This window comes from Micromonospora sp. NBRC 110009, assembly GCF_030518795.1.
Lineage (GTDB): Bacteria > Actinomycetota > Actinomycetes > Mycobacteriales > Micromonosporaceae > Micromonospora.
This window is the reverse complement of sequence record NZ_CP130427.1, coordinates 3,959,133-3,984,348: the sequence shown is the minus strand read 5'-3', so window position 1 is coordinate 3,984,348 and position 25,216 is coordinate 3,959,133. Positions and strand designations below refer to the sequence as shown.

Here is a 25,216-nt window from a genome sequence, read left to right as displayed (position 1 = left end):
CGGCTACAGCCCCGACTCGCTGGTCCGGACCATGATCCGCCGGCACTCCTCGCAGCGGACCACCTCGTCCGGGGCGGCCTTGCGGATCCGGGCCAGGTCGGCGCCGGAGAGTTCCAGCCGGCAGCCGCCGCAGCGGGCGCCGGTGAGCAGCGCCGCGCCGAGCCCGGTGTCCTCGCGGATCCGGTCGTAGAGGGCGACCAGATCGGCGGGGAGGTCGCCGGCGAGCGGCTGGCGGGCGCCGCGCTTGAACTCCTCCTCCTTGGCGATCTGGCCCAGGCTCTCCTCGCGGCGCTGCTCGGCGGCGGTCCGCCGGTCCCGCGCGTCGGCGATCCGCCGCTCGATGCCGTCGAGCACGCCCTGCGCGGTCTCCCGCTGCTCCATGAGCTCCAGCTCGGCGTCCTCCAGGTCGCCCTGCCGCCGGTTCAGCGAGACCAGCTCGTGCTGGAGCGCCTCCAGCTCCCGGGCCGGGCCGCTGCCGGACGCCAGCCGCGCCTCGTCCTTGCTCTTGCGGGCCCGGACCTGGTCGATGTCCTTCTCCAGGCGGGCGATGTCGCGGTCCAGGTCGTCCACGGCCACCTGGGCGCGCACCCGCTCGTCCTCCAGCGCGGAGAGCTCCCGGGCGAGGGCCTCCAGCTCGGCCAGCTCCGGCAGCGTCCGGCGGCGGTGGGCGAGCTGGGCCAGGGCGGTGTCGAGCGCCTGCAGGTCGAGCAGGCGGCGCTGCACCTTCGGGTCAGCCTTCACGGTCGGAGCTCCTTGTCGTCCGGTCGGGGTGCGGCGGCGTGCACGGTCCAGGGGTCGGTGTCCAGGTCTGACACCACGGTCTCGACGCCCAGCTCGGCCCGCAGCTGCGCGGCCAGGTCGTCCAGCCAGGGTCGTTCGGTCGCCCAGTGGGCGGCGTCCAGCAGGGCCGGGCCGCCGGCGGCGAGGTGCTCACCGGCGGGGTGGTGGCGCAGGTCGGCGGTGAGGAACGCGTCCACCCCGGCGGCGGTGGCCTCGGCGAGGAAGCTGTCCCCCGAGCCGCCGCTCACGGCGAGGGTACGAACCATACGCCCGGGATCACCGGCGGCGCGAACTCCCCAACTGGTGACGGGCAGCACGGCGGCGGCGTGCCGGGTCAGCTCGGCCAGGGTCAGCGGGGTGGGCAGCTCCCCGATCCGGCCGATGCCCCGCCCCGGGCCGTCGGCGGGCGAGCCGGGGCGCGGGCGGTGCAGCGGGCGCAGCCCGGTCAGCCCGAACCGGGCGGCCAGGGCGTCGGAGACGCCGGGGTCGGCCACGTCGGCGTTGGTGTGCGCGACGTACAGCGCGATGTCCGCCTTGATCAACCGGTGGACGATCCGACCCTTGTACGTGGTCGCGGCGACCGAGGAGACGCCGCGCAGCAGCAGCGGGTGGTGCGCGACGATCATGTCGGCCCCGGCGGCGAGCGCCTCCTCCACCGTCTCCGGCACCACGTCGACCACGCAGGCGACCCGGCGCACCGGGGCGCTGGGCTCGCCGAGCACCAGGCCGACCCGGTCCCACTCCTCGGCCCAGGCGGGCGGGTACCGGCGGTCCAGCGCGGCCACCACGTCGCCGACCGTGGGCGGGGATCCGGTTGTGCTCACGGCCGGCCAGCTTACCGGCGTCCGCCGCCCGCCACGCCCACAGCGGCGAGGAGGAGCCCCTGGTACGGCAGAAAGCGATGACAAGGGACCCCTGCTCGCACCTCAGCCGACCGGGGTGGCCGGGCGGCGCGCGCCGGCCAGCGCCGCGAGCCCGACCGCCCAGGGGAAGGCGTCCAGGTGCCGCTCGCCGGTGCCAGGCGGGTGCAGCGGTAGGACGTGGTCGCCGAAGACCACCTGCACGCCCCACTCCCGCAGCCGGGCCACCCCGGCGAGGAACGCCGGATGGGCGGCCATCGCCGAGTTGGTGTACGGGACCGCCGCGATCGGCACCCCGAGGCCCTGCGCCTCGACCAGCAGCCCCAGGGCGAGCGTGTCCGTGATGCCGGCCGCCCACTTGTTGACGGTGTTGACCGTCGCCGGGCAGACCAGCATGGCGTCCGCCGGGGGCAGCACGTCCGGGTCGCCCGGGTTCTTGTAGTGGGTGCGTACCGGGTGACCGGTCTGCCGGGCCAGCTCGGTCCGGTCGACGAACTTCGCGCCGTCCGGCGTGGTGACCACGCAGACGTCCCAGCCTTCCTGCTGGGCGAGGTCGACGAGCCGGCCCACGTGACGGGCCAGCGGCGAACCGCAGGCGATGACGTAGAGCACCCGGCGGCGCCCGTTGCTGGTGGGTGAACCGTTCATCCGACCGGCGCCGCGCTCATACTCCGACTCCCATGTGCTCAGCCAACTCGGCAATCGGCGGCGGCGGCGTACCACGGGTGCGTCGGAGCACGTCGGACATCACCTCGTGCGCGATCGGCCGGCAGCGGATCTCGGAGGGCGCGAGGCGGTCACCCCGCAGCAGCATCTCCCCGGCGTTCGCGACGTCGCCGATCTGGGCGAAGCCCCGGGCGATGTCGAGCAGGTGGTGCGCGCGCCGCTCGGGCAGCAGGGCGTTGAACGCCGGGTCGGCGATCCGGTGGTGGGTCTCCACCGCCCGGCCGCCGTCACCCAGCTCGACCGCGGCGGCGGCCCGGTGCAGCTCCAGGTTGGTCGGCCCGAAGGAGGTCCAGTAGTGGTTCTGGTCGCCGCCGAGCAGGGTGGCCGCCTCCTTGGCGCCGGTGAGCAGGTCGTCGACGGTGGCGGAGTCGCCGATCCGGGCGGCGGCCATCGCGCCCTGGAGCAGCAGCATGCCGTAGACGGAGAGGCGGTCGGGGGTGACATCGTTGCCGCCGCCGGGGGCGAGCCGGTTGGCGATCCGCACGTTGAGCTCCAGCGCCGGGCGGGGCCGGCCCATCGCGACGAGGGCGTTGCAGACCCGGGTGGTGGCGATGCCGGCCAGCAGGGGGTCGTCGGCCCGCTGGGCGACCGCCATCGAGCGGTCGGCGGCCAGCCAGGCCAGGTCGCACTCGCCGAGCTTGCGCAGCACCGAGGAGGCGATCTGGTAGACCTGCCCGAGCAGGTGGGCCGCCTCCCGGGCCTGGTCGCCGGCGTAGCCGGCGTCGCCGGCCTGGGCGTCGCGCAGCAGCTTGGGCAGGGCACGGGTGAGCATGCCGTAGCGGCCGTACTGGTAGGTGAGCCAGGCGTGGCTGACCGCCTTGCGCATGTCGGTCAGCGGCGGAGGGTAGGGCGCCGCGTCGAAGTAGGCGCTCATCGAGTCGTACCGCTCCAGCGCGGCCCGGATCTCCTCCACCTCGACCTGGTCGATGCAGTTGAGCGCGTCGGTACGCCGCTCCGGATCCTTGCCGAGCAGGAGTTGGACGTCGACCTGGAGGATGTCGGCGATCTCGTAGAGCACGGAGAACTTGTCCAGCCGCCGTACCCCGCGCTCGACCTTGTCCACCCAGCTCTTCGACTTGCCGAGCCGGTCGGCGAAGACCTGTTGGGACATCTTGCGCCGGCTACGCCAGTACGCCACCCGACGGCCGATGGGCAAATCGTCCATCTTGCACCCTCCCCCTGCCCGCGCGTCCGAGCGATCCCCCCGATCGACCACCGCAGCGGTCCGTCAGTGTCCAGGCTTTCCCTGGTCGCACACTCTGTGCGTCAGCCGTACGGCCAGTCCTCGTAGTTTCCGTGCAAGTTGCATCTGCCGTTCGCCAACTCAACGAACATGAGTTACGGCGGTGACGGTGCGCGAAGTGTTACGTGTGGACCGTCCGTTCAGGACGAGAGGGGATGGCGGGCATGTGGGGCGATGTCGGACCACGCGTGGCCCACCTGTCGCCGCTGGAGCGGGTCCGGCTGCGCCGGGTGGCCGTCCGCTACGCCGCCCACGGCTGGCCGGTCACCCCCGGCGCCTGCCTGGCCAACCGCCGCTTCGTCTGCGGCCGGGCCGGCTGTCCCACCGTCGGCTGCCACCCCGCCCTGGAGAACTGGGAGCACGCGGCGAGCGCCGACCCGGCCCGGGTGGCCACCTGGTGGCGCGACCGGCCGCACGGGGTGCTGCTGCCCACCGGGCGCTCGTTCGACGTGCTGGAGGTCGCCGCCCACCTCGGCCGACGGGTGCTGGACACCGTCGCGACCCATCCGGCCGGGGTCGGCGTACGCGGGCCGGTGCTGGTCACCCCGACCGGCCGCTGGATGTTCCTGGTCCGTCCGGGCGACCCGCTCCGGCCGGAGCTGGAGCACTGCTTCCAGGTGGTCCGGCACGGCCCCGGCTCGTGGATCGCGGCGCCGCCGACCCGGCTGCCCGAGGGGACGGTGCGGTGGGCGGTCGCCCCCGAGCATGCCCGCTGGCAGCTCCCCGACTCCTACCTGGTGCAGAACGCGCTGATCGCGGCGTTACGGGCGGCCGGGATCCGGCTCACCCCCGAGCTGCTCCCCGGCCAGCTCCCGCTCCCCCGGCGCGGCGGCTGACCGACGACCGCCCGACAGCGACCTCCCCGGCGCCGCACTCGTTGAACCCGCTGAGGGCGCGCTCGCGCCAGACCGGGGGTTGACCATGTCCAGGGACGACGTGCCCCGCCACACCGGCGGCGCCGAACCTCCGTGGTACCACCGCCGCTGGCGCCGCTGGGCCACCACCCGCCCCTGGAGCACGCGCCCCGGCCGCCCCCGCCCCACCGGCTCCCGCCCCGCCATCCTCCACCGCCCGCTCCGCTGACCACACCGCCGCCGTCGATCACGCAGCCCCCGTCGATCACGCCGCTGGCGGCGCGCCCCACCGCCGACCGGACGAGGCAGACGTCAGGAGGTCAGCGGCAGGGTGCGGGAGTGGAGCAGGCGGGCGTCGTCGGTGACGACGACGTGCAGGTGCGGGGCGGGCAGGGCGTCGAGCCAGGCGATCCCGGCGGCGCCCATCGCCACCGCCGCCGTGGCGTAGGCGTCGGCGGTGCCCAGGTCGGGGCCGACGACGGTGACCGAGCGCAGGCCGCGCGCCGGGACGCCCTGGCGCGGATCGAGCACGTGGTGGCCACGCTCGTACACGCCGGAGGTGGCGACCGCCAGGTCCGTGCCGGTCAGCACCAGGCAGGCGGCGCCGGGGTCCCACGGGTGCCGGACACCGATCCGCCACTCCCCACCGCCGGCCGATCGGCCGCGCACCCGGACGTCGCCGCCGGCGTTCAGGCAGTGGTTGCCGGCACCGGCGGCGACCAGCCGGTCGGAGGCGACCTGCGCCGCCCAGCCCTTGACGTAGCCGGATGGGTCCAGCCGGCCGGTCGCGTACGCGTCGAAGAAGCCGTCGGTCTCCGCCCACAGGTCGGCGCAGCGCTCGAGCACGGCCCGCAGGTCGGCCGAGGTGTCCGCGAGCGGCAGCTCGCCCCGGTCGAGGCGGGACACCTCGCTGTCCGCCCGGTACGTGCTGAACCGCGCGTCGACCTCGCGGAGCCAGCCGAAGGTCTCCTCGGCCAACTCCCACAGGGTGGCGGCGGGCAGGTCGTCGGCCAGGTCGAGGCTGATCGCCGTACCCATGATCTGCTCGACCCGGCGCAGGCCGGGCCGGACCTCCGAGCCCATCCCCGTCACGCCTTGTCGATCGCGGCCTGGAGCGACTGCTGGTACGCGGTGCTGGTGTAGGTGGCCCCGGAGACCGTGTTGAGGTTGGCGCTCTGCTTGGCGACCACCTCGCCGGCGGTGCCGCTGTAGCGCGCCTGCACGTCGTCGCTGCGCTGGCCGGACTGCCCGCCGACCGGCATGCCGAGGGCGGTGGCGTCGACGATCCGGGTGCCGCTGAGGGTGATCCGCACCTGGAGCGAGCCGTACTTGTAGCTGACGGTCGGGCCGGTGACCGTCCGGGTGGCCGGCCTGGGGGCGCTGGTGGTGGTCCGCGGGGCGGCGGTGGTCGTTCTCACGGTGGGGCTGGCCTTCGCCCCCGAGGTCCGGCTGGCACCGGGCTTGACGCTCGCCTTCGCCGAGGCGGTGGGATCGGGGGTGGCGCCCGGGGTGAGGCCGGGGGCCGTCGACCCGCCGGGGGCGACGGGCGCCCCGGCGGCGGGCAGGCCCTGGGCGATCTGGGTGGCGCCCGGGGAACCCTTGAGCACCAGCAGCGCGGTGGTGCTGGCGGCCAGGCCGGTGATGGCGAGGAGCGCGCGACGCATGGGTGGGGGGCCTCTCTACAGCTCGAAGGTGGCCAGGTGGATCTGCCGTCGGGGGACGCCGGCCCGGCGCAGCACGCGGACGGCCTCGTCGACCAGGCCGCCCGGGCCGCACAGGTAGACGTCGCGGCGGGTCAGGTCGGGTACCAGCCGGCGCAACCCCTCCGGGCTCATCACCTGGCGCGGACCGGGATCGTCCCGGGAGCCGATCACGTACCAGACCGAGGTGTGCCGGGCGTGGGCCAGCCAGTCCAGCTCCTGGTGCAGGAGGACGTCGGCGGGCGTCCGGGCCCGGTAGATCACGGCCGCGCCGGGCGGCAACTCCTCCAGCATCGCCCGTAGCGGCGCGATGCCGCTGCCCCCGGCGATCAGCAGGGCCCGCTCCCTGGTCCGGTGCACCGCGGTGAAGGTGCCCGAGGGCCCTTCGGCCCACACCCGGGTGCCGGCGGTGAGGTCCCGCAGGTCCGCGGTGTGCCGGCCGACCACCTTGACGGTGAGCCGCAGCCAGCGACCGTTGGCCGCTGCGGAGAGCGAGAACGGGTGGGACTGCCACCAGCCGCCGAGGTTCAGAAAGCGCCAGCGGAAGTACTGCCCGCCGAGCATGTCGATCTGGTTGAGCCGGCGACCGGTCAGGTAGATCGAGATGGTGTCCGGGCTCTCCGCCACCACGTCGGCGACCCGCAGCCGGTGGCGCAGGTTGAAGTGCAGCGGGGCGATCACCCGGCCCCAGACCAGGGCCGCCACGACCAGCAGGTACGCGGCGGCCCATCCGGTGCGCACCGGCCCGGGCTCGTAGAGTTGCGCGCCGTTGCTGAACTGATGGCCGTAGCCGAGCAGCAGCGCGAGGTAGCTGGTCAGGTGCAGGTGGTACCAGAGTTCGTAGGGCAGGCGCCGGCGGACGCCCCGCACGGCGGTGCAGCCGACCGCCACCATGATCCCGGCGGCCAGGAACGCGGAGATCATGTCCTCGTAGTCGGACAGCAGGGCGCCGACCTCGCCGAGGACGGATTTCTCCTCGATCCGGGCGTAACCCACCACGAGCAGGGCGACGTGGGCGAGGACCGCCACCAGCAGGGTGGCGCCGAGGTCCCGGTGCGCCCGGGAGAGCCGCTCACCGCCGACCCAGCGCTCCAGCACGCCGAGCCGGCTCATCATCAGCACCTGGACCAGCAGCAGGTAGCCGGCGACCAGGCCGGTGATCCGGCCGGCGGCGGTGAGCACGTCGGTGGTCCCGGCCAGCGAGCCGGCCGGGGTGTCCAGCCACCAGGGCAGCACCGTGGCGGCCAGGCCCAGCCAGAACAGCCCGGAGAGGGTACGGCGGCCGGCCGCCCCGCGGCGAGGCCGGCCGGGCGGCGGCGGGGCAGCCGAGCGGCCGCCGTACGGGGCGGATGCCCCGCTCCGGCGCCCGACGGTGCGGGTGTCCTGGTATGTCACGCGTGCAGCTTCATGGGGGTGAATTCCTGCCGGGGGAAGATCTTGCCGATCTGTGCCGTGGTCAGCCGAATCGGCCCTGGGCGACCGATCCGTAAGACGTTGAACATGGTGTTGTATTCGGGTACGTCACCGCTGTCCAGATCGTTCAGTCCGTGCCACGACCCGAGCAGGGGTCCGGCGAGCCTACGCCCGCTCCGGATCGTGATCACACCCCCGTGCCCGTGGTCGGTGCCGCCCTGGTTGGCGGCGACCCACCGGCCGAACTCGCTGGACACCATGATCGTGACGTCGGCGGCCCGGTCGCCGAGATCGGTGAAGAAGGCCGCGCCCATCGTCCAGGTTGGTCAGTCCCGGCCCGACCGGCGGGGCGGGCCAGGAGGGGCGGCGACGGTTTCCGGAGGAGTTGCCACGGGAAGGTAGCCACGTGCCGGAGCCGCTCAAGACGCCCGCGAGGGCACTTGAGACGCTGCTCAGCACCCACCCCGGGAGCGTGCTACGCCCCGCTCCGGGCACCGCCGTCCCAGTCGGCCGGACCCGGGCGGCCAGGGCCGCGACGTAGCGTTTTCGGTCGCCACCGCGCTGTTGGGCGCGTTCCATCGCACAGCGAAAGTTAAGTCACGGATAAGCCCGCCCTGAGGTCCTCCGCCCGGAAGCTCCGCCGGTGCCGTCCGGACCGGCGAAAGTAGCGGCAGGACCGGCGCGTGACCCGCCGCCGTTGCGGGTAAGCCGCCGAACCGCTGAAGCCGTGAGGGGAAGGCACCGCCATGCTCAGCAAAGAGGATCAGCGCAGGTTCGAGCAGATCACCCGCCAGCTGCGGGAGAGCGACCCGCAGTTCTTCGCCCGGCTCGACTCCCGGGCCCGGGCCCGCCGTGGCCGGTACCTGATGCTGTTGACGATCGTGCTGTGGGCCTCGCTGCCGGCGATGACCGTACTTGCCGGCCGGCTGGCCGGCGCGATCTGCGCCCTGGTGTTGCTGGCCAACGCCGGCCTGATGTGGCGGTTCCGAAGGCGCTGGCTGTGACCGTGCCGGCGCGCCGCATCTCACCGGACGTCACGGCGTGGACCCCCGGTCCACCGGCCCGGGGCGGCATCGGCACGGTCCGGAACCGCGTCACTCCGGCCCGGGCTCTCGGCCGGCCGCCGGCCGGGGCCGGCCGAACTCCCGGTACGCCCGGCGCAGCCGCTCGACCAGGCCGGGACCGCCGAGTTCGGCCCCGGGCGGGGCGAGCTGGCGCACCAGCAGCTCCGGCCCGGCCGCCAGGGTGGGGGGCCGGTCGGGCAGCGGCACCGGGGACAGCCAGAACCGGCCCACCGCCTCGGCCGGCGAGAGCGCCGGCAGCCCGCCCAGCACCCGCGCCGCCCCGGCGACGGACGGCTCCGGTGGGGCATCGCCGACCGCCGTCCCGGCCGGCCCGCCCGGCGCCGCCGCCCGGTCGGGCGGGACGGCGTCGGGGATGGCGCCGCCGCCCCGCAGCGTACGCAGCCGGTCGAGCAGCTCGGCCCGGTTGCGGCCGCGCCAGTGCAGGAGCTGGAACGGGTCCGCGTCGAACGCCTCGGCGAGCAGGTAGAAGCTGGCCGCCAGGTGCTTGCACGGCACCGCGAAGTCGGGACAGCCGCAGTGCTGGTCGAGTTCGTCCACGGTGGCCGGGAAGAGCGGCGCGCCGGCCGCGGCGAACAGCTCCTCCAGCTCGGGCGGCAGGTCCCCGGCCAGCAGCCGGGCGCTGAAGAACGCCTGCCCGGCCAGCTCCGCCTCGATCCGGTCCCAGACCCCCTCCGGGTAGGCCGCCAGCCCGATCCGCACCGGATAGGGGTCGGGCCGGGAGCCCTGCACGCTGGCGGCGACCAGCCCGGGGGCGATGTCGAGCCGGAGCACCTGGCCCTTGCGCGCGTACGCCCGGCCCCGGGTGAGCCGCGTGCCGAGGGCGAAGGACTCCAGCACCTCCAGGAACCGCCGGGACCACCAGGACCGGCCGATGGCGCCCCGGGTGCTGCGCGCCTTCAGCCCGCCCTCGACCCGCCGGGGCGGGCCGAAGTCGGCGAACCGGGACGGTCCGTCCGGTGTGGTCATTCGACCACCGCCCCGGACTCCAGCGCGAACAGCTCGCGCAGCGTCTCGGTGGAGAGCTCGGTGACCCACTGCTCGCCGGTGCCCACCACCCGCTGCGCCAGGCTGCGCTTGTCCGCGATCATGGCGGCGACCTTCTCCTCCACGGTGCCGGCGCAGACGAACTTGCGCACCTGCACCCGGCGGCGCTGACCGATCCGGAACGCCCGGTCGGTGGCCTGGTCCTCGACCGCCGGGTTCCACCAGCGGTCCACGTGCACCACGTGGTTCGCCGCGGTCAGGGTCAGCCCGGTGCCGCCGGCCTTGAGCGAGAGGACGAAGATCGGCGGCCCGGCCGGGGACTGGAACCGGGTCACCATGGCGTCCCGGTCGGCCTTGCCGACGCCGCCGTGCAGCAGCAGTACCTCCCGGCCGGTACGCGCCGACAGGTGCCCGCGCAGCATGCCCCCGAACTCCGCGTACTGGGTGAAGAGCAGGGCCTTCTCCCCCGCGGCCAGGACCTCGTCGACGATCTCCTCAAGGCGTTCCAGCTTGCCGGAGCGGCCGGGCAGGGCCGAGCCGTCGTGCAGCAGCTGCGCCGGGTGGTTGCAGACCTGCTTGAGGCGGGTCATGGTGGCCAGCACCAGGCCGCGCCGCTCCATCCCGTCGCTGGACTCGATCCGGGCCATCATGTCGTCGACCACCGCGCGGTAGAGCGCGGCCTGCTCGGCGGTGAGGTTGCAGAGCACCTCCATCTCCAGCTTCTCCGGCAGGTCGGAGATGATCGACGCGTCGGTCTTGAGCCGGCGCAGCACGAACGGGCCGGTGATCCGGCGCAGCCGCCCGGCCACCTCGGCGTCGCCGTGCCGCTCGATCGGCTCGGCGAACCGCTTGCGGAAGGTGGCCGCCGGCCCGAGCAGGCCGGGGTTGGCGAACTGCATGATCGACCAGAGGTCGGCGAGCCGGTTCTCCACCGGCGTACCGGTGACCGCGACCCGGTGCCGGGCGGGCAGCGACCGGACCGCCTCGGCCTGCCGGGTGGCGGCGTTCTTGATCGCCTGCGCCTCGTCCACCACCACCCGGTGCCAGTCGATCCCGGCCAGGTCGTACGCGTCCCGGGCGGCCACCGAGTAGGTGGTGAGGACCAGGTCCGCCGCGTGCACGGCGGCGCTGAACTCCTCGCCCCGGGCCCGTTCCGCGCCGTGGTGCACGTGGACGCGCAGCCCCGGGGTGAACCTCGCCGCCTCCCGCTGCCAGTTGCCGACCAGCGACATCGGACAGACCAGCAGGGTGGGCCCGGCCTCCGGCGGGTCCCCGGCGAGCAGGGCGAGCAACTGCACGGTCTTGCCCAGGCCCATGTCGTCGGCGAGGATCCCGCCCAGCCCGAGTGACTGGAGGAAGGCCAGCCAGGCCAGCCCGCGCCGCTGGTACGGCCGCAGCGTGCCGGCGAATCCGGGCGGCGGGTCGGCCGGGGTGAGCCGCCGCTCCGCCTCCCCGGCGAGCAGCTCGCCCAGCGCCCCGTCGGCGGTGACCTCCAGCACCGGCAGCCCGTCCGGGCGGTCGGCCTCGGCGAGCCCCATCCGGAGCAGGTCGGCCACGGTCAACTCGCCGGCCGAGCGGAGCAGCCGCAGTCCGGCGGCGAGCCGGTTGGGGTCCAGCTCCACCCAGCGGCCGCGCAGCCGGACCAGCGGGGACTTCAACTCGGCCAGGGACGCCAGCTCGTCGGCGGTCAGCGGCTGGTCGCCGAGGGCCACCTCCCAGCGGTAGTCCACCAGAGCGTCCAGCCCGAGCCCGGCGGAGGCGGCGGCGACCGTGCCGGGAGCGGTGCGGCTACGCGCCCGCAGGCGGGCGCCGAGCCGGGCCGAGGAGCGCCGCCACCAGGACGGCAGCAGCACCCCGAAGCCGGCCGCGTGCAGCACCGGCGCGCCCTCCCGGAGGAACCGGTGCGCTCCCTCGGCGTCCAGCTCCAGCCCCTCCGGCGTGGCGGTCCGCAGCGCGTCGTCCAGCTCCGGCCAGAGCCGGCTGGCCCGGCCCAGCTCGGCGAGGAGCGTCTCCTGCGGGTCGACCCCGCGGCCGGCGAGCGCCCGCGCCGGCCCCCGCCAGACCTGCGCGGCGTCGACCACGAGGCCCGGCTCGTCCGCCGGGTGCAGGCCGAACTCGACCCGCCAGGCACCCCCCTCGACCAGCTCGGCCACCGGGTCGACCTCCGGTTCGACCAAGCGGAAGGCGGCGCGTACCGCCCCGCCGGCCGCGTCGCGCTGCCAGGCGTCCAGCTCGGTGCGGAGCAGTTCCAGGGCGGCCGGTTCGGTGGTGAAGGCGCGTTCCGGGCCGGTCAACGCGGCCAGCCAGCGGGGCACCGGGCCGCCGGGGCGCATGCCCCGGTGCAGCCGGGTGTCGGCGAGGGCGGCCCGGGCGGCGGCGTCGGCCAGCGCGTCGAGGGCGTCGGCCACCAGCTCCCCCGGCTCGGCGCCGCCCTCGACTCCGGCCGCGGATGCGGCAGTGGGTGGCGGGATCTCCCATTCGACGGCGGCGCGGGCGGCCGGCGGCAGGGCGAGGGCGAGCGACCGCGCCCAGGCCGCGTCCGAGCCGGTGAGCAGGGGCCGCCAGACCGCACGCGCGGTCACCGCGTCGGCGTCGTCCACCGGGCGCAGGTGCCGTCGGGGTCGGTCGGCCGGCATGGCGCCGAGGCCGTCGGGGTCGGCCGGCGGCACCGGGTCGGGTCGGGCGGTCACGCCGGGCAGCACCCGACCACGGCTGACCAGGTCGGCGGCGAACTCGGCCAGTTCGGCGAGGTGGCGCAGGCTCGCCCCCACCACGGCGTCGCGCGGGTCCAGCTCCCCGAGCAGGGCGTACGCGGCGTCCGGGGCGTACCCCAGGGCGGGGACCCGCCAGCCGGCGAGGGTGACCGGGCCGCGGACCGGTTCCCCGACGGTGGTCCGGACCAGCTCGGGCGAACCCACCGGCGAGCCGGCCCGGGTGGGCAGGGTGAGCAGCACGGAGGCCGGCGTGGCCGGCGGCCCGCCGAGCGCGGCGGTCAGGGCGGCGGGGTCGGCGGCGAAGGGGTGCGGCCGCTCGCGCGGGGCGCGGCCGGGCCGGCGGGGCGCCCGGTCCGGGCGGCTGCTCTCCTCGCCCCACACGGCGAGCCCGACGCCGGACAGCCACAACCCGTGGATGACCAGCACGCACTCCCCCTCATCGACGCCCGGGGCCAGGATAGGCGGCCGGGGCGGACTACTGTCGGCGCCATGGTCGATCTGCTCGTGATCGGTGGCCTCGGCGTCGACATCCGCGCCCAGGTGCCCGCGCTGCCGCTGCCGGTCGCCGACTCGCTGGCCGTGCCCCCGATTGAGCTGCGGATCGGCAACACCGGTGCCGGGGTGGCGCTCGCCGCGCACGCCCTGGGCCTGCGGGTGGCGCTGGTCGACGTGTTGGGCGCGGACCCGGCCGGCGACGTGGTCCGGGCGGCGCTGGCCCGCACCTCGGTCCGCACCGTGCTGGCCGACGCCCCGGCCGGCACCCGCCGGTCGGTGAACATGGTGGATCCGGCCGGCCGCCGGATGTCCCTCTACGACCCGCGCCCGTGGTCGGGGCCGGCGCCGTTCGCCGCGGTGGAGCTGACCGCGCTGGTCCGGGAGGCCGCGCACGTGCACCTGTCGATCATGGATTGGGCCCGGGACGCGCTGCCGGTCCTGCGCGCGGGGCTCCCCGACGGCGTGCGCCTCTCCACCGACCTGCACGACTGGGACGGCGAGAACGACTACCACCACCCCTTCGCCGAGGCGGCCGACCTGGTCTTCGTCAGCGACGTCCGGCTCGGCGACCGGGCCGGCAAGGTGGCGGCGGGGCTGGCGCCCCGGACCGTGCTGGTGACCGGTGGGGCGGCCGGCGCGACCCTGCACGCCCCGGACACCCCGCCGGTCCGGGTGCCCGCGACCACCCCGCCGGCCCCGGTGGTGGACACCAACGGCGCCGGCGACGCCTTCGCCGCCGGCCTGATCGCCGCCCGGCTGCGCGGCGCCGCCCCGCTCGACGCGGCCCGGTACGCCGCCCGGGTGGCCGCCGCGGCCTGCACCCACGACGGGATGGAGTATCCGCCGGGGCTGCTGCCCCGGGACTGAGCCGCCTCAGAGCGCCCCGGTCTCGCCGTCGGTCAGCTCGCGGAGGATGTCCGCGTGCCCGGCGTGCCGGGCGGTCTCCTCGATCAGGTGCACCAGCACCCAGCGCAGCGACACCTCGCCGAGCTGCGGGTGCGGCACCACGTGGTCCAGGTCGAACCGCGCGGCGACGGTCCGGGAGCGGGCGCAGGCCGCCTCGTACGCCGCTGCCAGGGTCTCGACCGTCTCGCCCGGCTCGAGGGTGAAGCTGGCCCGGGCCTCCTCCTCGGTGGTGAGGTAGACGTCGCCCGGCTCCGGCGCGAACAGGCAGGGGAACCAGTTCCGCTCGACCAGCGCCAGGTGCTTGAGCAGGCCGGCGAGGGTGGTCAGGGAGGGCACCAGGCGCCGGCAGGCCTCGGCGTGCGGGAGGCCGCGCGCCTTGCGCAGCACGATGGCCCGGTGGAAGTCGAGGAACGATTCGAGCACGGCCCGCTCGTCGCCGGTGCGGGCGAGGACGGGACCGAGCGTGGGGTCGATCGTGGTGTCCGCCATCTCCGGACCCTAGTCCCGCGTACGGCTAGCCCGCTGCCCCGCTATCCGCTGCGCACCGGCGATCTCCGGGGCAGGATGGGCGCATGGCATCAACGGTGCAGATCCCCCTGGTGGGCGGCGCGGCCGACGGCGAGACCGTCACCGTCGAGCTGGACAGCAACGACCGGCCGCCGCTGACCCACCACCACCTCGGCCCGGAGGGGCTGGCCGAGGCCCAGATCTACGAACTGGAGTCGGACGACCAGGCCGGCCGTCCGTGGATCTACACCTGGCGGGGCCCGGCGGTCTGACGTCGCGCTCAGGCCACGCCCGCCCGCGTCAGGGTGCGCGACCGGATGCTCTCCAGCACGCCCCGGGTGACGTGGGAGGTGCCCCGGGCCTGTTCACACGCCTCGGCCACCCGCCGGGCGGTCTCCTCCGCCCGCGCCTCCCGCTCGTCCCACAACTGGTCCACCTCGGCCAGCAGCGGGCCCTCCACCTCGCGTTCCAAGCCGCGCAGCGCCGGCACCCCGAGCCGCTGGGCCAGGTCGAAGACTTTTCCGGCGTACGGCAGGGGCAGGAACGGCGTGCCCATCATGGCGGCGAAGATCAGAAAGTGCAGGCGCATGCCGACCGCGAGGTCGAAGTGCTCCATCAGGCCGAGCACCTGCCGGGGCGAGTAGTCGTTGTGCAGGATCCGGCCCCGCTCGGCGGCGACCATGTGCGACATCACCCCGTGCGAGTGCCGGATGTCGTCGCGCTCCATCGGCACGAAGAGCACGTACGCGTCGATGCGGTGCACGAGGAAGTCGGCGATCTGAGCGAGCAGCCGGTGGTAGCCGTCCACGTCGAGGCGTTCCGCGGCCCGGCCCGGCTCCCGGACGCTCAACCCGACCAGCCGCTGGCCGGACGGCACGCCCTCCTCGCGCAGCCAGCTCGCCAGGAACTTCTCCGGTTCCAGCAGGAACGCCGGGTCGGCGGTGACGGTGATCGGGTTGGTCAGCCCGGCCTCCTCCAGCACCATCCGGGACTCCTGGTCGCGTACGGTCAGCTCGGCGGCGCCCGCCAGCGTCTCCCGCACCATGCCGGTGTCCACGCCGTCGCTGAGCGGGCCGACGCCGACCGCGTAGGTGAGCAGGGGCAGGCCGCGCTCCTGGGCGACCCGGACCACCCGCAGGTAGCGGCGGGCCTCCCGGTCGTAGAGGATGCCGCCGCCGCCGAGGATGAGCAGGTCGAGCTGACCCAGGATCTGCGACGAGTCCGCCCGGCTGACGCCCTCCCAGGGCACCGCCTCCACGTCGGGGTGGGCCAGTGCGGTGTGCGCCGGGTTCCGCGAGAAGACGACGATCCGGGCGTTCGGCTCCTGCTGGCGCAGGTCGGCCAGGAGGCCGCTGAGGATCGCCTCGTCACCGAGGTTGCGACCGCCGTACGAGCCGAGCACACCGATGGTCAGGTCGGTGTCATCCGTCATCCGTCGCTCCTCCCCAGGGGCGTCCCGCGCCGGTTTCCCGCTGCGCCGGGGGACAACCCTGGGCGGATCGCCGTCAACCGGTGGCGGACTCGACCAGGCGGGAGACCAGGGCGGAAACCACCTGCTCGACGTCGAACCCGGCGTCGACGGAGGTGGTGAGCAGGTCGAGCAGGAGCCCGTCCACCGCGTAGTGCAGCAGGGCCACCTCGAACGCCCCGCCGGGCAGCCCGGCGGCGACGTGGAAGGCCACGTCGTCGGCGTACCCCCGGCGGAGCACGTCGCCGAGCGCGCCGCGCAGGTCGGGCCGGCGGGACGCCTCCAGCCGCAGCTCGAACAGGGCCCGGGTGAGGTCGGGCTCGCGAGGTCGACGAGCTGGTGGTCAAGCTCAGCCCGGTGGTGGTCGGCAGCGGCGTCCCGCTCGCCGACCGGGGCTTCGCGCCGCACCGGTTCACCCTGGTCGAGACCCGGCCGTTCGACAGTGGAGTGGTCGTCCTCCGCTACGCCGCCGCGGCCCGGTAACCGGTTGCCCCCGCCGGGCGGTGTCCGCGACGGTGGGGTGGTGACGAACCCGACGAAGACCCGGATCCACTGGACCGACCTGCCCGACCACGTCCGGGCGGCGGTCGAGGAGATCCTCGGCGACCGGGTGGTGGCGGCGGTGTCGCAGCGGGGCGGCTTCTCCCCCGGCACCGCCGACCGGGTGCGCACCGCCGGCGGCCGGCGGGCCTTCGTCAAGGCGGTCAGCCCGGCCCAGAACGACCGCAGCCCCACCCTGCACCGCACTGAGGCGCTGGTCGCCGCCGCCCTGCCGCCGACCGCACCGGCGCCCCGGCTGCTCGGCAGCTACGACGACGGCGACTGGGTGGCGCTGGCCTTCACCGACGTCGACGGCCGGCACCCGGTGACGCCGTGGGACGCCCGGGAGCTGGCCGCCGTGCTGTCCACCCTGGAGGCGATGGCGGTCGCGCTCACCCCGGCGCCGGTGCCGACCGTCCCCACCGCCGCCGAGCAGCTCGCCCCGGACTTCGCCGGTTGGGGGCGGATCGTCGAGGACCCGCCGGCCGACCTGGATCCGTGGGCCCGGGCGCGGCTGCCGGAGCTGGGCGCCGCCGCCGCGCGCGGGCTCGCCGCGCTGGCCGGGGAGACCCTGAGCCACCTCGACGTCCGGGCCGACAACCTGCTGGTTGGCCCGGACGGGACGGTCACCGTGGTCGACTGGCCGTGGGCCTGTCGCGGCCCGGCCTGGCTGGACAGCCTGATGATCCTGATCAACGTGCAGGTGTACGGCGGGCACGACCCCGAGGCGCTGCTGCGCGCCCGGCCGCTCACCGCCGGCGTGGACCCGGCCGACGTGACCGGGGTGCTGGCCGGCTTCGTCGGCTTCTTCCTCGACGCCGCCCGGTGGCCACCGCCACCCGGCATCCCGACGGTACGGGCGTTCCAGCGCCGCCAGGGCGACGCGCTGCTGCGCTGGCTGGCCCGCCGGCTCAGCTGACCCCCGAACGCGTCGTCCGATCGCCGCCAGACCTGGCCGCGCCCCCGCGCGAGGCTGGTCGTATGAACACACTCGACGGGAAGGTCGCCCTGGTCACCGGGGGCGCGCGGGGCATCGGCGCCGCCATCGCCCGGCGCCTGGCGGGCGAGGGCGCCGACGTGGCCCTGACCTACGAACGCAACGCGGAGCAGGCCGCGATGGTGGGCAAACAGATCGAGGCGACCGGCCGGCGCGCGCTGGTGGTGCAGGCCGACAGCGCCGACCCCGAGGCGGTCCGCGCGGCGGTGGACCGCACCGCCGCCGAGCTGGGTCGGCTGGACATCCTGGTGAACAACGCGGCCGTCTTCCTGGTCGGACCGGTCGGCGAGCTGGGTGCCGAGGAGGTGGACCGGACGCTCGCGGTCAACGTCCGGGCACCGTACCTGGCGGCTCAGGCCGCCGCCCGGCACCTGGGCGAAGGCGGCCGGATCATCAGCATCGGCAGCAACGTGGCGCGCCGTGCCCCCTTCCCGGGCCTGGCGCTCTATTCGATGAGCAAGACCGCGCTGGTCGGGCTGACCAAGGGACTCGGCCGCGAGCTGGGGCCCCGGGGCATCACCGTCAACCTGGTGAACCCCGGCCCCACGGACACCGACGCCAACCCGGCGGACGGCCCGAACGCCGAGGCCATCGCGGGTCTCACCGCCCTGGGCCGGTACGCGGCACCCACGGAGATCGCCGCCGTGGTGGCCCACCTCGCCGGCCCGGACGCCGGGTACGTCACGGGTGCCGTGCTCGACGCCGACGGCGGTTTCGCCATCTGATCCGGAGCGGGTGGCTGCGGATCCGTCCGCACCCGCCCGAGCTGGACGACGGGTGGCCTCGCTGTCCGCCGGGTGATCAGTCGGGCGGGCGCAGCCCGTGGGTGAGGAAGGGCAGCACGACGCCGGGCAGCGCCGGTGACCCGGCGATTTCGTCATGCGTCAGGCCGGGCAGCACGGCCAGCCGGGACAGCGGTCGGTCGGCGCCGTCCCAGCCGGCGTCCCGGTGCCCGCCGCCGAGCAGCCCGAAGAACTCCGCCGCGTGACGGACCGGGATCGAGTCGGCGTCTGCGTAGACCAGCAGCACCGGCATCGGCAGGGCGGCCACCTCGGCCGACCAGTCGTACTCGCGACGCAGCAGCTCGCCGGTCTTGACCCAGAGCCGCGGCCAGTCCTGCGGACGCGGCGCCACCCGCGCGTACAGCTCGTGCGGCGGGGTGCCGCGCATCTGCTCGGCGACCTGCTCGCCGTGGCCGGCCATCGCGGCCAGCACCTCGGGATACCAGCCCTGGCGGCGGCAGGGCGTGGAGACCAGCACCAGGCGGCGGACCAGGTCGGGGTGCTGGATCGCGGTACGCAGGGCCACCCCGCCGCCGAGGGAGTAGCCGAGCAGGTCAGCCTCGGCAAGGTCGAGGTGGCGCAGCAGCCCGGCGACGTCGTCGGCCATCGACTCGTACCGCAGCGGGCGGTCCACGTCGGCGGTGCGGCCGTGCCCCTGGAGGTCGACCGCGATCACCCGCCGGCGCGCGGCGAGGGCGGGCAGGATCGGGGCGAACATGTCCACCGACCCGTACCCGCCGTGCAGCAGCACCAGCGGATGGCCGCTCCCGTGGCTCTCGTACCAGAGCCACACCCCGTTGACGTCGGCGTAGCTCATGCCTCTCCCGTCTGCTCGCCTACCCGTACAACGAGGGCCGTCCCGGCGGCGGGTCGCCCCACCGCCGGGACGCAGGACCGACCCTGCGGGTGCGGTTGTTATTCGGCGACGTACCGGTGCAGCGGCCCTTCGTCGCTGTCGACGACGCCGTCCGGGCGCAGGCCGGCCTTCTCCAGCACCCGGACCGACGGCACGTTGGCCGGGTCCACGGTGGCATACACCCGCACCACCCCGGGGAGGGTGCGGGCGTGGGCCACGAGGGCCCGGGCGGCCTCGGTGGTGTAGCCCCGGCAGCGCCGGGACGGGACGACGCCGTAGCCAAACTCGACCGAACCGTCGACGAGCGGCAACTTAAGGCCGATGGCGCCGACGGTCAGGCCGGTCTCCCGCTCGATCATCAGGCGGTGGCCGTGGGGCTGTTCCGGCTTCCGGGTGAGCAAGCCGGCGATCAGCCGGTCGCCGGCGGCGGGAAAGTCCGCGGCCCAGTGCGGGCGCCGCTCACCGGCGACGACGGCGGCGGCCTCCTCGGCCGGCCAGGGACGCAGTACGAGGCGGTCGGTGATCAGGTCAATTGACGACAACGCGATTCTCCAAGGTCGTGGAGCGACCCGGGTCGCGGTGAGTCAGTCAGGAAGCGCGACCCGGAAAACGGCATGGTGGAGGAAGCTCATGGCGGTCCATGGCCTCAGCTCCCCTGCGCCCACGACGGTCGCGTGTCCGCGCGAAGGCACTCTAGCCCATGATCCGGATACGCCGCGCCCCCGCTGCCTCGGGCCGGGCGGCAGCGGGGGCGCGACGGACGACCGGTCAGCCGACGCCGGTGACGGCCTTGACCAGGTTGATGCCGAAGTAGATCACGAACGCGACGGCGACGGCCCACAGCAGCGGGTGGATCTGTCGGGCCTTGCCCTGCGCGACCCGGATCGCCACCCAGCTGACGAAGCCGGCGCCGATGCCGTTGGTGATCGAGTAGGTGAACGGCATGAGGGTCATGGTCAGGAACGCCGGAACGGCGACGCCCACGTCGGTGAAGTCGATGTCCTTGACCTGGCGGATCATCAGCGCGCCGACGACCACGAGGGCCGGGCCGGCGGCCTCGCTCGGCACCAGCGACACCAGCGGGGTGAGCAGCAGCGCGCCGAGGAAGAGCAGGCCGGTGACCACGCTGGTCAGACCGGTACGCCCACCGTCCGCGATGCCCGAGGACGACTCCACGTACGTGGTGGCCGAGGAGGCGCTGCCGGCGCCGCCGGCGACCGCGGCGACACCGTCGACGAAGAGCACCTTGCCCAGGCGGGGCATGTCGGTGCCGTCCTCGGTGGCCAGGTTGGCCTGCTTGGCCAGGCCGACGGTGGTGCCCATCACGTCGAAGAAGTCGGCGAGCACCAGGGTGAAGACCAGCAGCAGCGCGGTCATCACGCCGACGTGCGCGAACGCGCTGAACGACACGTTGCCGAGCAGGTGCAGGTCGGGCGCCTTGACCAGCGGGTCCGGCAGGGTCGGGACGTTGAGCCGCCACCCCTCCGGGTTGGGCTTGCCGTCGACGAACGCCGGGCCGGGCTTGGCGACCGCGTTGACGATCACCGCGACGACCGTGGTGGCGACGATGCCGATCAGCACGCCGGCCTTCACCTTCTTGGCGACCAGGATGCCGGTGACCAGCAGGCCGACCAGGAAGACGACCGTGGTCCAGCCGCGCAGCGTGCCGTCGCCGCCGAGCTGCACCGGGACGGTGGTGCCGGCCGCGTCGGGAATCCGCCGGACCAGGCCGCCGTCGACGAAGCCGATCAGCGCGATGAACAGGCCGATACCGGCCGCGATGGCGGCCTTCAGCTCGGCGGGGATGGCCCGGAAGACGGCCTTCCGGAAGCCGGTCAGCACCAGCACGGTGATGATCAGACCTTCGATCACCACCAGGCCCATCGCCTCGGCCCAGGTCATCTGGGAGGCGACCGCGTACGCGACGAAGGCGTTCAGGCCCAGGCCGGTCGCCACGGCGAACGGCACCCGGCCGACGATGCCCATCATGATCGTCATGACCGCGGCGACGAGGGCGGTGACCCCGGCGACCGGCGCGATGCCGAGCAGGTTGCCGTCCTTGTCCGGTGCGGTGCCGATGATCAGCGGGTTGAGCACGACGATGTAGGCCATCGTCGCGAAGGTGGTGAGGCCGGCGAGCACCTCGCGCTTGACCGACGAGCCCCGTCGGGTGATCTCGAAGAAGCGGTCGAGGCGGCCGCCTTCGGCGGGTTCCGCCGGCTCGACCGGGGCAGCAGGATCCTGCGTAGTCACGCTCATGGCGTGGCTTACTCCGTTCCGGGTTGGCCCGCCGGACGCGCCGGCCGGGCGGTGGGGGTGCAGTCGTCCCGATTCGGTTGGCCCGGAGAACGTCGGGACGGCTGGGCTCCACGGATCCCGTGAAGCACTACGAAGTCGCACCCCGGTCCGGGGAGCGACTTCGCACGCCCACTTTAACCACCGGCCAACGGCAGATGACCTGCCCCTACGCCTCACCCTCGGCGAGGGTGGCCAAGGTCACTCCGGACGACTGCCCATCCGCCGCAGCCGATCATCGCGTCACGGCCCGGCGACCGGCTCCGCGGTCGGCGTCGGGTCGACGCCCGGCGTCGGGTCGACCCCGGGATGACGGGCGTCCCGCAGCGGAGAGCGGACGGCGATCGCGGCGGCGACCGCCATGCCGGCGACCGCGACCCCGATCGCCGGCCGGTGCCCCAGGTGCGCGGCGAGGAGGCCGCCGACCGGCGCGCCGACGGTCAGCATGCCCCAGTTCAGCGACCGGATGGTGGCGTTCATCCGGCCCTGCAGGCGGTCCGGCGTGACGGCCTGCCGATAGCCCATCTCGTTGGGCCCGCTGATTCCCAGCGCGAGCCAGATGACGAACTGCGCCGCGCCGACCATGACCCAGCCGGCGGTGCCGGTCCCGGCGAGCGCGGCGAGGGCCCAGCCCAGCGGCTCGACCACCCGCTCCAGCAGGATCGCCCGCCCGGCGCCCCACCGACCCACGCGGTGGGACAGCCCGTTGCCGACGACCGCGCCGACGCCGCCGAGGGCCAGCACCAGCCCGAGCCCCACCGCCGCCCGCTCCGCCGGCAGCCGCGGGTCGAGTCCGCGTACGACGAGGAGCGTGAACGCGGTGGAGGCCATGCTGGCGAAGAGGAAGCGGGCGTGCAGGGTGAGCGCGTACGGCGCCAGCACCCGGTGCCGGTAGACCCAGGACAGTCCCTCCCGCAGCTCCCGCCCGAGGTGGCGGCGCTCCGGCGTCGGCGCCGGCTCCGGCCGGCGGATCGTCGCCAGCAACAGCCCGGAGGCCAGATATGACCCCGCGTCGACCAGCATCGCCACGGGGGCGCCGGCCGCCGCCACGACCGCCCCGCCGAGAAACGGACCGGTGGTCTGCGCCAGCGAGGCGCTCTGCTCCATCCGCGCGTTCGCCCGGGTCAGGGCGGCGGGCGGGACGAGCCGGGGCAGGTAGGACTGGTGGGCGGCCTCGTAGAGCAGCGACAGCGCGCCGAACGCGGCGACCAGGACCAGCAGCAGGGGCATGCCCAGCGTGCCGAGCAGCGCGAGCACCGCGATGAGGGCCAGCAGCGCCGCGCGGGCCAGGTCGGTGGCGACGAGGATCGGCCGCCGTCGGTAGCGGTCGGCGATCACCCCGGCCAGCAGGCCGAAGAGCAGGTACGGCGTCCAGCGCGCGCCGTTGACCAGGCCCACCTCGGTGTCGCTGGCGTCCAGTGCGACGATCGCCAGGATCGGCAACGCGACGGTCGTCAGGTAGGTCCCGAACGTGGAGACCGTGTCGGCCGTCCAGAATCGCGCGTACCCGGGGTGGCCGAACAACCGCGTCATGATCGGACGGTAGTGCGCGCTCGTCTCCCCCCGCAGTCCGGACCGGCCGCCAGGCACTCCTCGCCCCGGGCGCGCGGCGTCCGGTCCGTGACCCGCCTACCGGGACACCAACGATTCGGGCGCCTACGCCAGCACGTCGAACCCGAACGACGCGTACGCCTGGCACTGCTACCGCTGACCCACCCGGTCGCGGACGACCAGCAACGGACCGGGAGCTACGGGTGCTCAGCGACCGACAGCAATACCGCCACCGGCACAGCGACTGCGGCTGCCCTGACGCCGGCTGCACGACCTGAGGTCAGGTCGCCGCTGGTGCCGGCTGCCAGGGACGCTCGCCCGAGGCGGATCGGTCGGCCTAGATTGGCGACGTGGAGCCAGCCGCATGGGATCACCACGCCGATGAGTGGGCGGCGCTGCTCTCCCGGGCCGAGCGAGACGACGCCCTCGCCCGAGTGCACCACCCGCACTACCCGGCGATCATGGGTCCGTTGGTGCGGGCGGCCGCAGGCAGCTCGCTGGCCCGGTTCCCGCCGTACATCAGCATGTTCCTGCTCCGGTTCGACGGACCGCTCTGCAACAACCTGCCGCCACCCGTGAGCATCGGCGTCGCCGCGGGTCCAGCCCGATACCTGGTCTGGTGGGGACAGGTATTCAGCCACCTGGAACGGGCGACGATTGTGCAGGAGACGACCGATCCGCACGAGGCGGTGGCGCTTGCGGAACTCCTGCTGCGCAACTGGCCGTTCCCGTACGAGCTACGACGGCCGCCGGCCGGACCGCGGCCGGCCTGAAGGCGCTTCGTCCGGCAGTGTCCGTCCCCGTTCGCGACCCCGGTTTCCGCTGTTCACGGCGCGCCGCCGTTGGACTGATGGCGCCGCCGTACGTAGTCCTGGTCGCCGTGACGGTCTGCCGCGTACCGCTCCTGTCTGGACCTGGCGTCGCGGGCAGCGGCGGAATCCTCAGGTGACGACAGATGATTCCAGGCCCGCGGCGTCCGTGCAGAGCTATGTGGGAGACTCCCGCCGTGATCAGGGAGGCTGACGACGAGGATGCCCTGGACGTCCGAGAGCTTCTCCCGGACGAAGGGGGAACGTGGGGCGGGCTGCTGTTCGACAACCCGAGGATCGGGCTGCCGCCAGCCTTGACCTGCAGCTTCCGCTTTCCCTTCACGGAGGTGACCCGGGACCACGGGACCAGCCCGATCTTCCTGGACATCGAGTGGTTGCCCATCCCCGTGTCCAGTTGGCGCGGCATGGCAGGCCAAGCGGTTCGGAGCGCCGGCGAACCTGCCGAGGCCAGCGTCTACTTCTTCGAACATCACCAGTACGACCTCATCGACCTGGAAATCGTGGAGCAGCGGGATCTGTGGATTCATGCCTGCGCCACGCTGACGGGTGACTCGGACGGCTTGGGCATCGACCCGGTCAGCGCCGACGCGTGGTTACGCTTCGACGGCATCCGGGTGCACCTGAATGGCACGACCTCGGCTCAGTCAGCGCTTGCTCGGCTCCACGAACTTCACCGACACCGGCGGGTTGTCCTACGCGCCGACGCCCAACAGCCCTTCCTTCCGATTTGCCGATGTTCCCGTACGTCTTTGATCCACGGGTGGCCGGTAATTCCGGTGACGGCCCTGGGGTGGGCAGCAAGGATGGTGGGTCAAGGGGGTGCGACCGCGGATGGCGCTTGTGGCTGGCACGGATCAACGACATCGACCCGTCGCCCTGGTGACCGGTGCCGGCCGCAGCGCCGGCATCGCTGCGTCCGTGGTGCTGAAGCTGGCTCAGACCGGCTGGGATGTCGGATTCACCTACTGGACCCCGTACGACGAGCGGATGCCCTGGGGAGCCGATCCCGAGGCCGTGACGCAACTCGGCGACCAAGCCGCCGACCACGGGGCACGAACTGCCGCGACCGAGGCCGACCTCAGCGATCCGCACGCCACGGCTGCCATCTTCGAGACCGTGGAGCGGGAGCTGGGCTCGGTCAGCGCGCTCGTCCTCGCCCACTGCGAGAGCGTCAACTCGGGCCTGCTCGACACCAGCATCGAGAGTTTCGACCGTCACTTCGCGGTCAACGCCCGGGCGAGCTGGCTCCTGATCCGCGAGTACGCCCAACGGTTCCACGGGACGCATGGCACCGGACGCATCGTCAGCCTGACCAGTGACGCCATCGTCGGCAACCTTCCGTACGGAGCCAGCAAAGGCGCTCTCGATCGGATCACCCTGGCCGCTGCCCAAGAACTGGCCCACCTCGGCGTGACCGCCAACGCCATCGATCCGGGTCCAACGGATACCGGCTGGATGACGGCAGAGATCAAGGCTGCCGTCCTACGCTCCACGCCGCTCGGTCGCCTCGGCCGCCCGCAGGACTGCGCGAACCTCGTCGCGTTCCTGTGCTCACCCGACGGGGGCTGGATCAACGGCCAGCTCCTGCACAGCGACGGCGGCATCTCCTGACCACCGTCGCGCTTCTGAG

Annotated in this window: 24 protein-coding genes and 3 pseudogenes; 9 read left to right on the top strand and 18 right to left on the bottom strand. The window is 74.3% G+C overall.

All coding sequences use genetic code 11. The features are described 5' to 3' along the window. Positions 1 to 3: 3 nt before the first annotated feature. The 4 genes from Q2K19_RS19145 to Q2K19_RS19130 all read right to left on the bottom strand — a co-directional run bounded on the left by Q2K19_RS19145 (position 4) and on the right by Q2K19_RS19130 (position 3,531). A complete protein-coding gene (locus Q2K19_RS19145) occupies positions 4 to 741 on the bottom strand; it encodes a zinc ribbon domain-containing protein (RefSeq protein ID WP_302762668.1) in 738 nt (245 codons plus the stop codon). Further along, a complete protein-coding gene (locus Q2K19_RS19140) occupies positions 738 to 1,568 on the bottom strand; it encodes a Nif3-like dinuclear metal center hexameric protein (RefSeq protein ID WP_446839802.1) in 831 nt (276 codons plus the stop codon). The genes Q2K19_RS19145 and Q2K19_RS19140 overlap by 4 nt, the downstream gene beginning before the upstream one ends. Positions 1,569 to 1,706: 138 nt before the next feature. Continuing rightward, positions 1,707 to 2,288, bottom strand: coding sequence for a flavoprotein (locus tag Q2K19_RS19135; protein ID WP_302762666.1), 582 nt, complete (start codon positions 2,286 to 2,288; stop codon positions 1,707 to 1,709). Between the two features lie 16 nt (positions 2,289 to 2,304). After that, positions 2,305 to 3,531 carry a helix-turn-helix domain-containing protein gene (locus Q2K19_RS19130; RefSeq protein WP_302762665.1) on the bottom strand — a complete coding sequence of 409 codons (1,227 nt, stop codon included), beginning with the start codon at positions 3,529 to 3,531 and terminating at the stop codon, positions 2,305 to 2,307. Between the two features lie 242 nt (positions 3,532 to 3,773). Between Q2K19_RS19130 and Q2K19_RS19125 the strand changes: the two genes are divergently transcribed. Next, positions 3,774 to 4,445, top strand: a complete 672-nt coding sequence (locus Q2K19_RS19125) for a bifunctional DNA primase/polymerase (protein WP_302772629.1) — start codon at positions 3,774 to 3,776, stop codon at positions 4,443 to 4,445. A gap of 330 nt (positions 4,446 to 4,775) precedes the next feature. Here Q2K19_RS19125 and Q2K19_RS19120 read toward each other — a convergent pair whose 3' ends face one another. Genes Q2K19_RS19120 through Q2K19_RS19105 form a run of 4 tightly spaced genes read right to left on the bottom strand, consistent with a single transcriptional unit; the run spans position 4,776 to position 7,890 of the window. After that, positions 4,776 to 5,501 carry an FAD:protein FMN transferase gene (locus Q2K19_RS19120; RefSeq protein ID WP_302772626.1) on the bottom strand — a complete coding sequence of 242 codons (726 nt, stop codon included), beginning with the start codon at positions 5,499 to 5,501 and terminating at the stop codon, positions 4,776 to 4,778. 50 nt (positions 5,502 to 5,551) lie between these two features. Next, entirely contained in the window at positions 5,552 to 6,127 is a 576-nt protein-coding gene (locus Q2K19_RS19115; RefSeq protein ID WP_302762664.1) for an FMN-binding protein, read from the bottom strand. Between the two features lie 15 nt (positions 6,128 to 6,142). Next, positions 6,143 to 7,558 (bottom strand): ferredoxin reductase family protein, encoded by a 1,416-nt coding sequence (locus tag Q2K19_RS19110; RefSeq protein WP_302762663.1) that lies wholly within the window; start codon positions 7,556 to 7,558, stop codon positions 6,143 to 6,145. After that, positions 7,555 to 7,890, bottom strand: a complete 336-nt coding sequence (locus Q2K19_RS19105; RefSeq protein WP_302762662.1) for a DUF1501 domain-containing protein — start codon at positions 7,888 to 7,890, stop codon at positions 7,555 to 7,557. Before Q2K19_RS19105 ends, Q2K19_RS19110 begins: the two co-directional genes overlap by 4 nt. A 432-nt stretch (positions 7,891 to 8,322) precedes the next feature. Here Q2K19_RS19105 and Q2K19_RS19100 point away from each other — a divergent pair, with 432 nt between their 5' ends. Then, positions 8,323 to 8,580, top strand: coding sequence for a DUF3040 domain-containing protein (locus Q2K19_RS19100; RefSeq protein ID WP_302762661.1), 258 nt, complete (start codon positions 8,323 to 8,325; stop codon positions 8,578 to 8,580). 90 nt (positions 8,581 to 8,670) lie between these two features. Here the strand turns inward: Q2K19_RS19100 and Q2K19_RS19095 are convergent, their stop codons facing one another. From Q2K19_RS19095 to Q2K19_RS33530, 3 genes and pseudogenes are all read right to left on the bottom strand, one after another. After that, positions 8,671 to 9,627, bottom strand: coding sequence for an SWIM zinc finger family protein (locus Q2K19_RS19095; RefSeq protein ID WP_302762660.1), 957 nt, complete (start codon positions 9,625 to 9,627; stop codon positions 8,671 to 8,673). Continuing rightward, a pseudogene (locus Q2K19_RS19090) lies at positions 9,624 to 12,071 on the bottom strand (DEAD/DEAH box helicase); the annotation flags it as partial. The pseudogene Q2K19_RS19090 and the gene Q2K19_RS19095, both read right to left, overlap by 4 nt. Before the next feature lie 51 nt (positions 12,072 to 12,122). Further along, positions 12,123 to 12,785, bottom strand: a pseudogene (locus tag Q2K19_RS33530) (ATP-dependent helicase); the annotation flags it as partial. Between the two features lie 63 nt (positions 12,786 to 12,848). Between Q2K19_RS33530 and Q2K19_RS19085 the strand changes: the two are divergent. Beyond that, positions 12,849 to 13,721: a carbohydrate kinase family protein gene (locus tag Q2K19_RS19085; protein ID WP_302762658.1), complete on the top strand. Its 873-nt coding sequence runs from the start codon at positions 12,849 to 12,851 to the stop codon at positions 13,719 to 13,721. A gap of 6 nt (positions 13,722 to 13,727) precedes the next feature. Here Q2K19_RS19085 and Q2K19_RS19080 read toward each other — a convergent pair whose 3' ends face one another. Then, positions 13,728 to 14,249, bottom strand: coding sequence for a DinB family protein (locus Q2K19_RS19080; RefSeq protein WP_302762657.1), 522 nt, complete (start codon positions 14,247 to 14,249; stop codon positions 13,728 to 13,730). Between the two features lie 83 nt (positions 14,250 to 14,332). Between Q2K19_RS19080 and Q2K19_RS19075 the strand changes: the two genes are divergently transcribed. Continuing rightward, positions 14,333 to 14,539 (top strand): hypothetical protein, encoded by a 207-nt coding sequence (locus Q2K19_RS19075; RefSeq protein ID WP_302762656.1) that lies wholly within the window; start codon positions 14,333 to 14,335, stop codon positions 14,537 to 14,539. An 8-nt stretch (positions 14,540 to 14,547) separates the two neighbouring features. Here Q2K19_RS19075 and Q2K19_RS19070 read toward each other — a convergent pair whose 3' ends face one another. Continuing rightward, positions 14,548 to 15,699 (bottom strand): polysaccharide pyruvyl transferase family protein, encoded by a 1,152-nt coding sequence (locus Q2K19_RS19070; protein WP_302762655.1) that lies wholly within the window; start codon positions 15,697 to 15,699, stop codon positions 14,548 to 14,550. Positions 15,700 to 15,772: 73 nt separating this feature from the next. After that, positions 15,773 to 15,997 (bottom strand): hypothetical protein, encoded by a 225-nt coding sequence (locus tag Q2K19_RS19065; protein WP_368046150.1) that lies wholly within the window; start codon positions 15,995 to 15,997, stop codon positions 15,773 to 15,775. A 62-nt stretch (positions 15,998 to 16,059) separates the two neighbouring features. On the opposite strand from Q2K19_RS19065, the pseudogene Q2K19_RS19060 reads away from it, so the two are divergent. The 3 genes and pseudogenes from Q2K19_RS19060 to Q2K19_RS19050 form a co-directional block, all read left to right on the top strand. Further along, positions 16,060 to 16,218: pseudogene (locus Q2K19_RS19060) on the top strand (dihydrofolate reductase family protein); the annotation flags it as partial. 40 nt (positions 16,219 to 16,258) lie between these two features. Then, positions 16,259 to 17,194 (top strand): phosphotransferase family protein, encoded by a 936-nt coding sequence (locus Q2K19_RS19055; RefSeq protein WP_302762654.1) that lies wholly within the window; start codon positions 16,259 to 16,261, stop codon positions 17,192 to 17,194. 62 nt (positions 17,195 to 17,256) lie between these two features. After that, positions 17,257 to 17,997, top strand: coding sequence for an SDR family NAD(P)-dependent oxidoreductase (locus tag Q2K19_RS19050; RefSeq protein ID WP_302762653.1), 741 nt, complete (start codon positions 17,257 to 17,259; stop codon positions 17,995 to 17,997). 76 nt (positions 17,998 to 18,073) lie between these two features. Here Q2K19_RS19050 and Q2K19_RS19045 read toward each other — a convergent pair whose 3' ends face one another. From Q2K19_RS19045 to Q2K19_RS19030, 4 genes are all read right to left on the bottom strand, one after another. Next, the gene (locus Q2K19_RS19045; protein WP_302762652.1) at positions 18,074 to 18,871 is read right to left on the bottom strand and encodes an alpha/beta fold hydrolase; all 798 of its coding nucleotides are present in this window, start codon (positions 18,869 to 18,871) and stop codon (positions 18,074 to 18,076) included. A gap of 98 nt (positions 18,872 to 18,969) precedes the next feature. Next, the gene (locus Q2K19_RS19040) at positions 18,970 to 19,452 is read right to left on the bottom strand and encodes a GNAT family N-acetyltransferase (RefSeq protein ID WP_302762651.1); all 483 of its coding nucleotides are present in this window, start codon (positions 19,450 to 19,452) and stop codon (positions 18,970 to 18,972) included. 226 nt (positions 19,453 to 19,678) lie between these two features. Next, the gene (locus tag Q2K19_RS19035) at positions 19,679 to 21,169 is read right to left on the bottom strand and encodes an NCS2 family permease (RefSeq protein ID WP_302762649.1); all 1,491 of its coding nucleotides are present in this window, start codon (positions 21,167 to 21,169) and stop codon (positions 19,679 to 19,681) included. A 279-nt stretch (positions 21,170 to 21,448) separates the two neighbouring features. After that, entirely contained in the window at positions 21,449 to 22,738 is a 1,290-nt protein-coding gene (locus tag Q2K19_RS19030) for an MFS transporter (RefSeq protein ID WP_302762647.1), read from the bottom strand. Between the two features lie 368 nt (positions 22,739 to 23,106). Between Q2K19_RS19030 and Q2K19_RS19025 the strand changes: the two genes are divergently transcribed. Together Q2K19_RS19025 and Q2K19_RS19020 are read left to right on the top strand one after the other, a co-directional pair. Beyond that, the gene (locus tag Q2K19_RS19025; protein WP_302762646.1) at positions 23,107 to 23,529 is read left to right on the top strand and encodes a hypothetical protein; all 423 of its coding nucleotides are present in this window, start codon (positions 23,107 to 23,109) and stop codon (positions 23,527 to 23,529) included. A gap of 888 nt (positions 23,530 to 24,417) precedes the next feature. Then, positions 24,418 to 25,197 carry an SDR family oxidoreductase gene (locus Q2K19_RS19020; protein WP_302762645.1) on the top strand — a complete coding sequence of 260 codons (780 nt, stop codon included), beginning with the start codon at positions 24,418 to 24,420 and terminating at the stop codon, positions 25,195 to 25,197. The last annotated feature ends 19 nt before the right edge of the window (positions 25,198 to 25,216 follow it).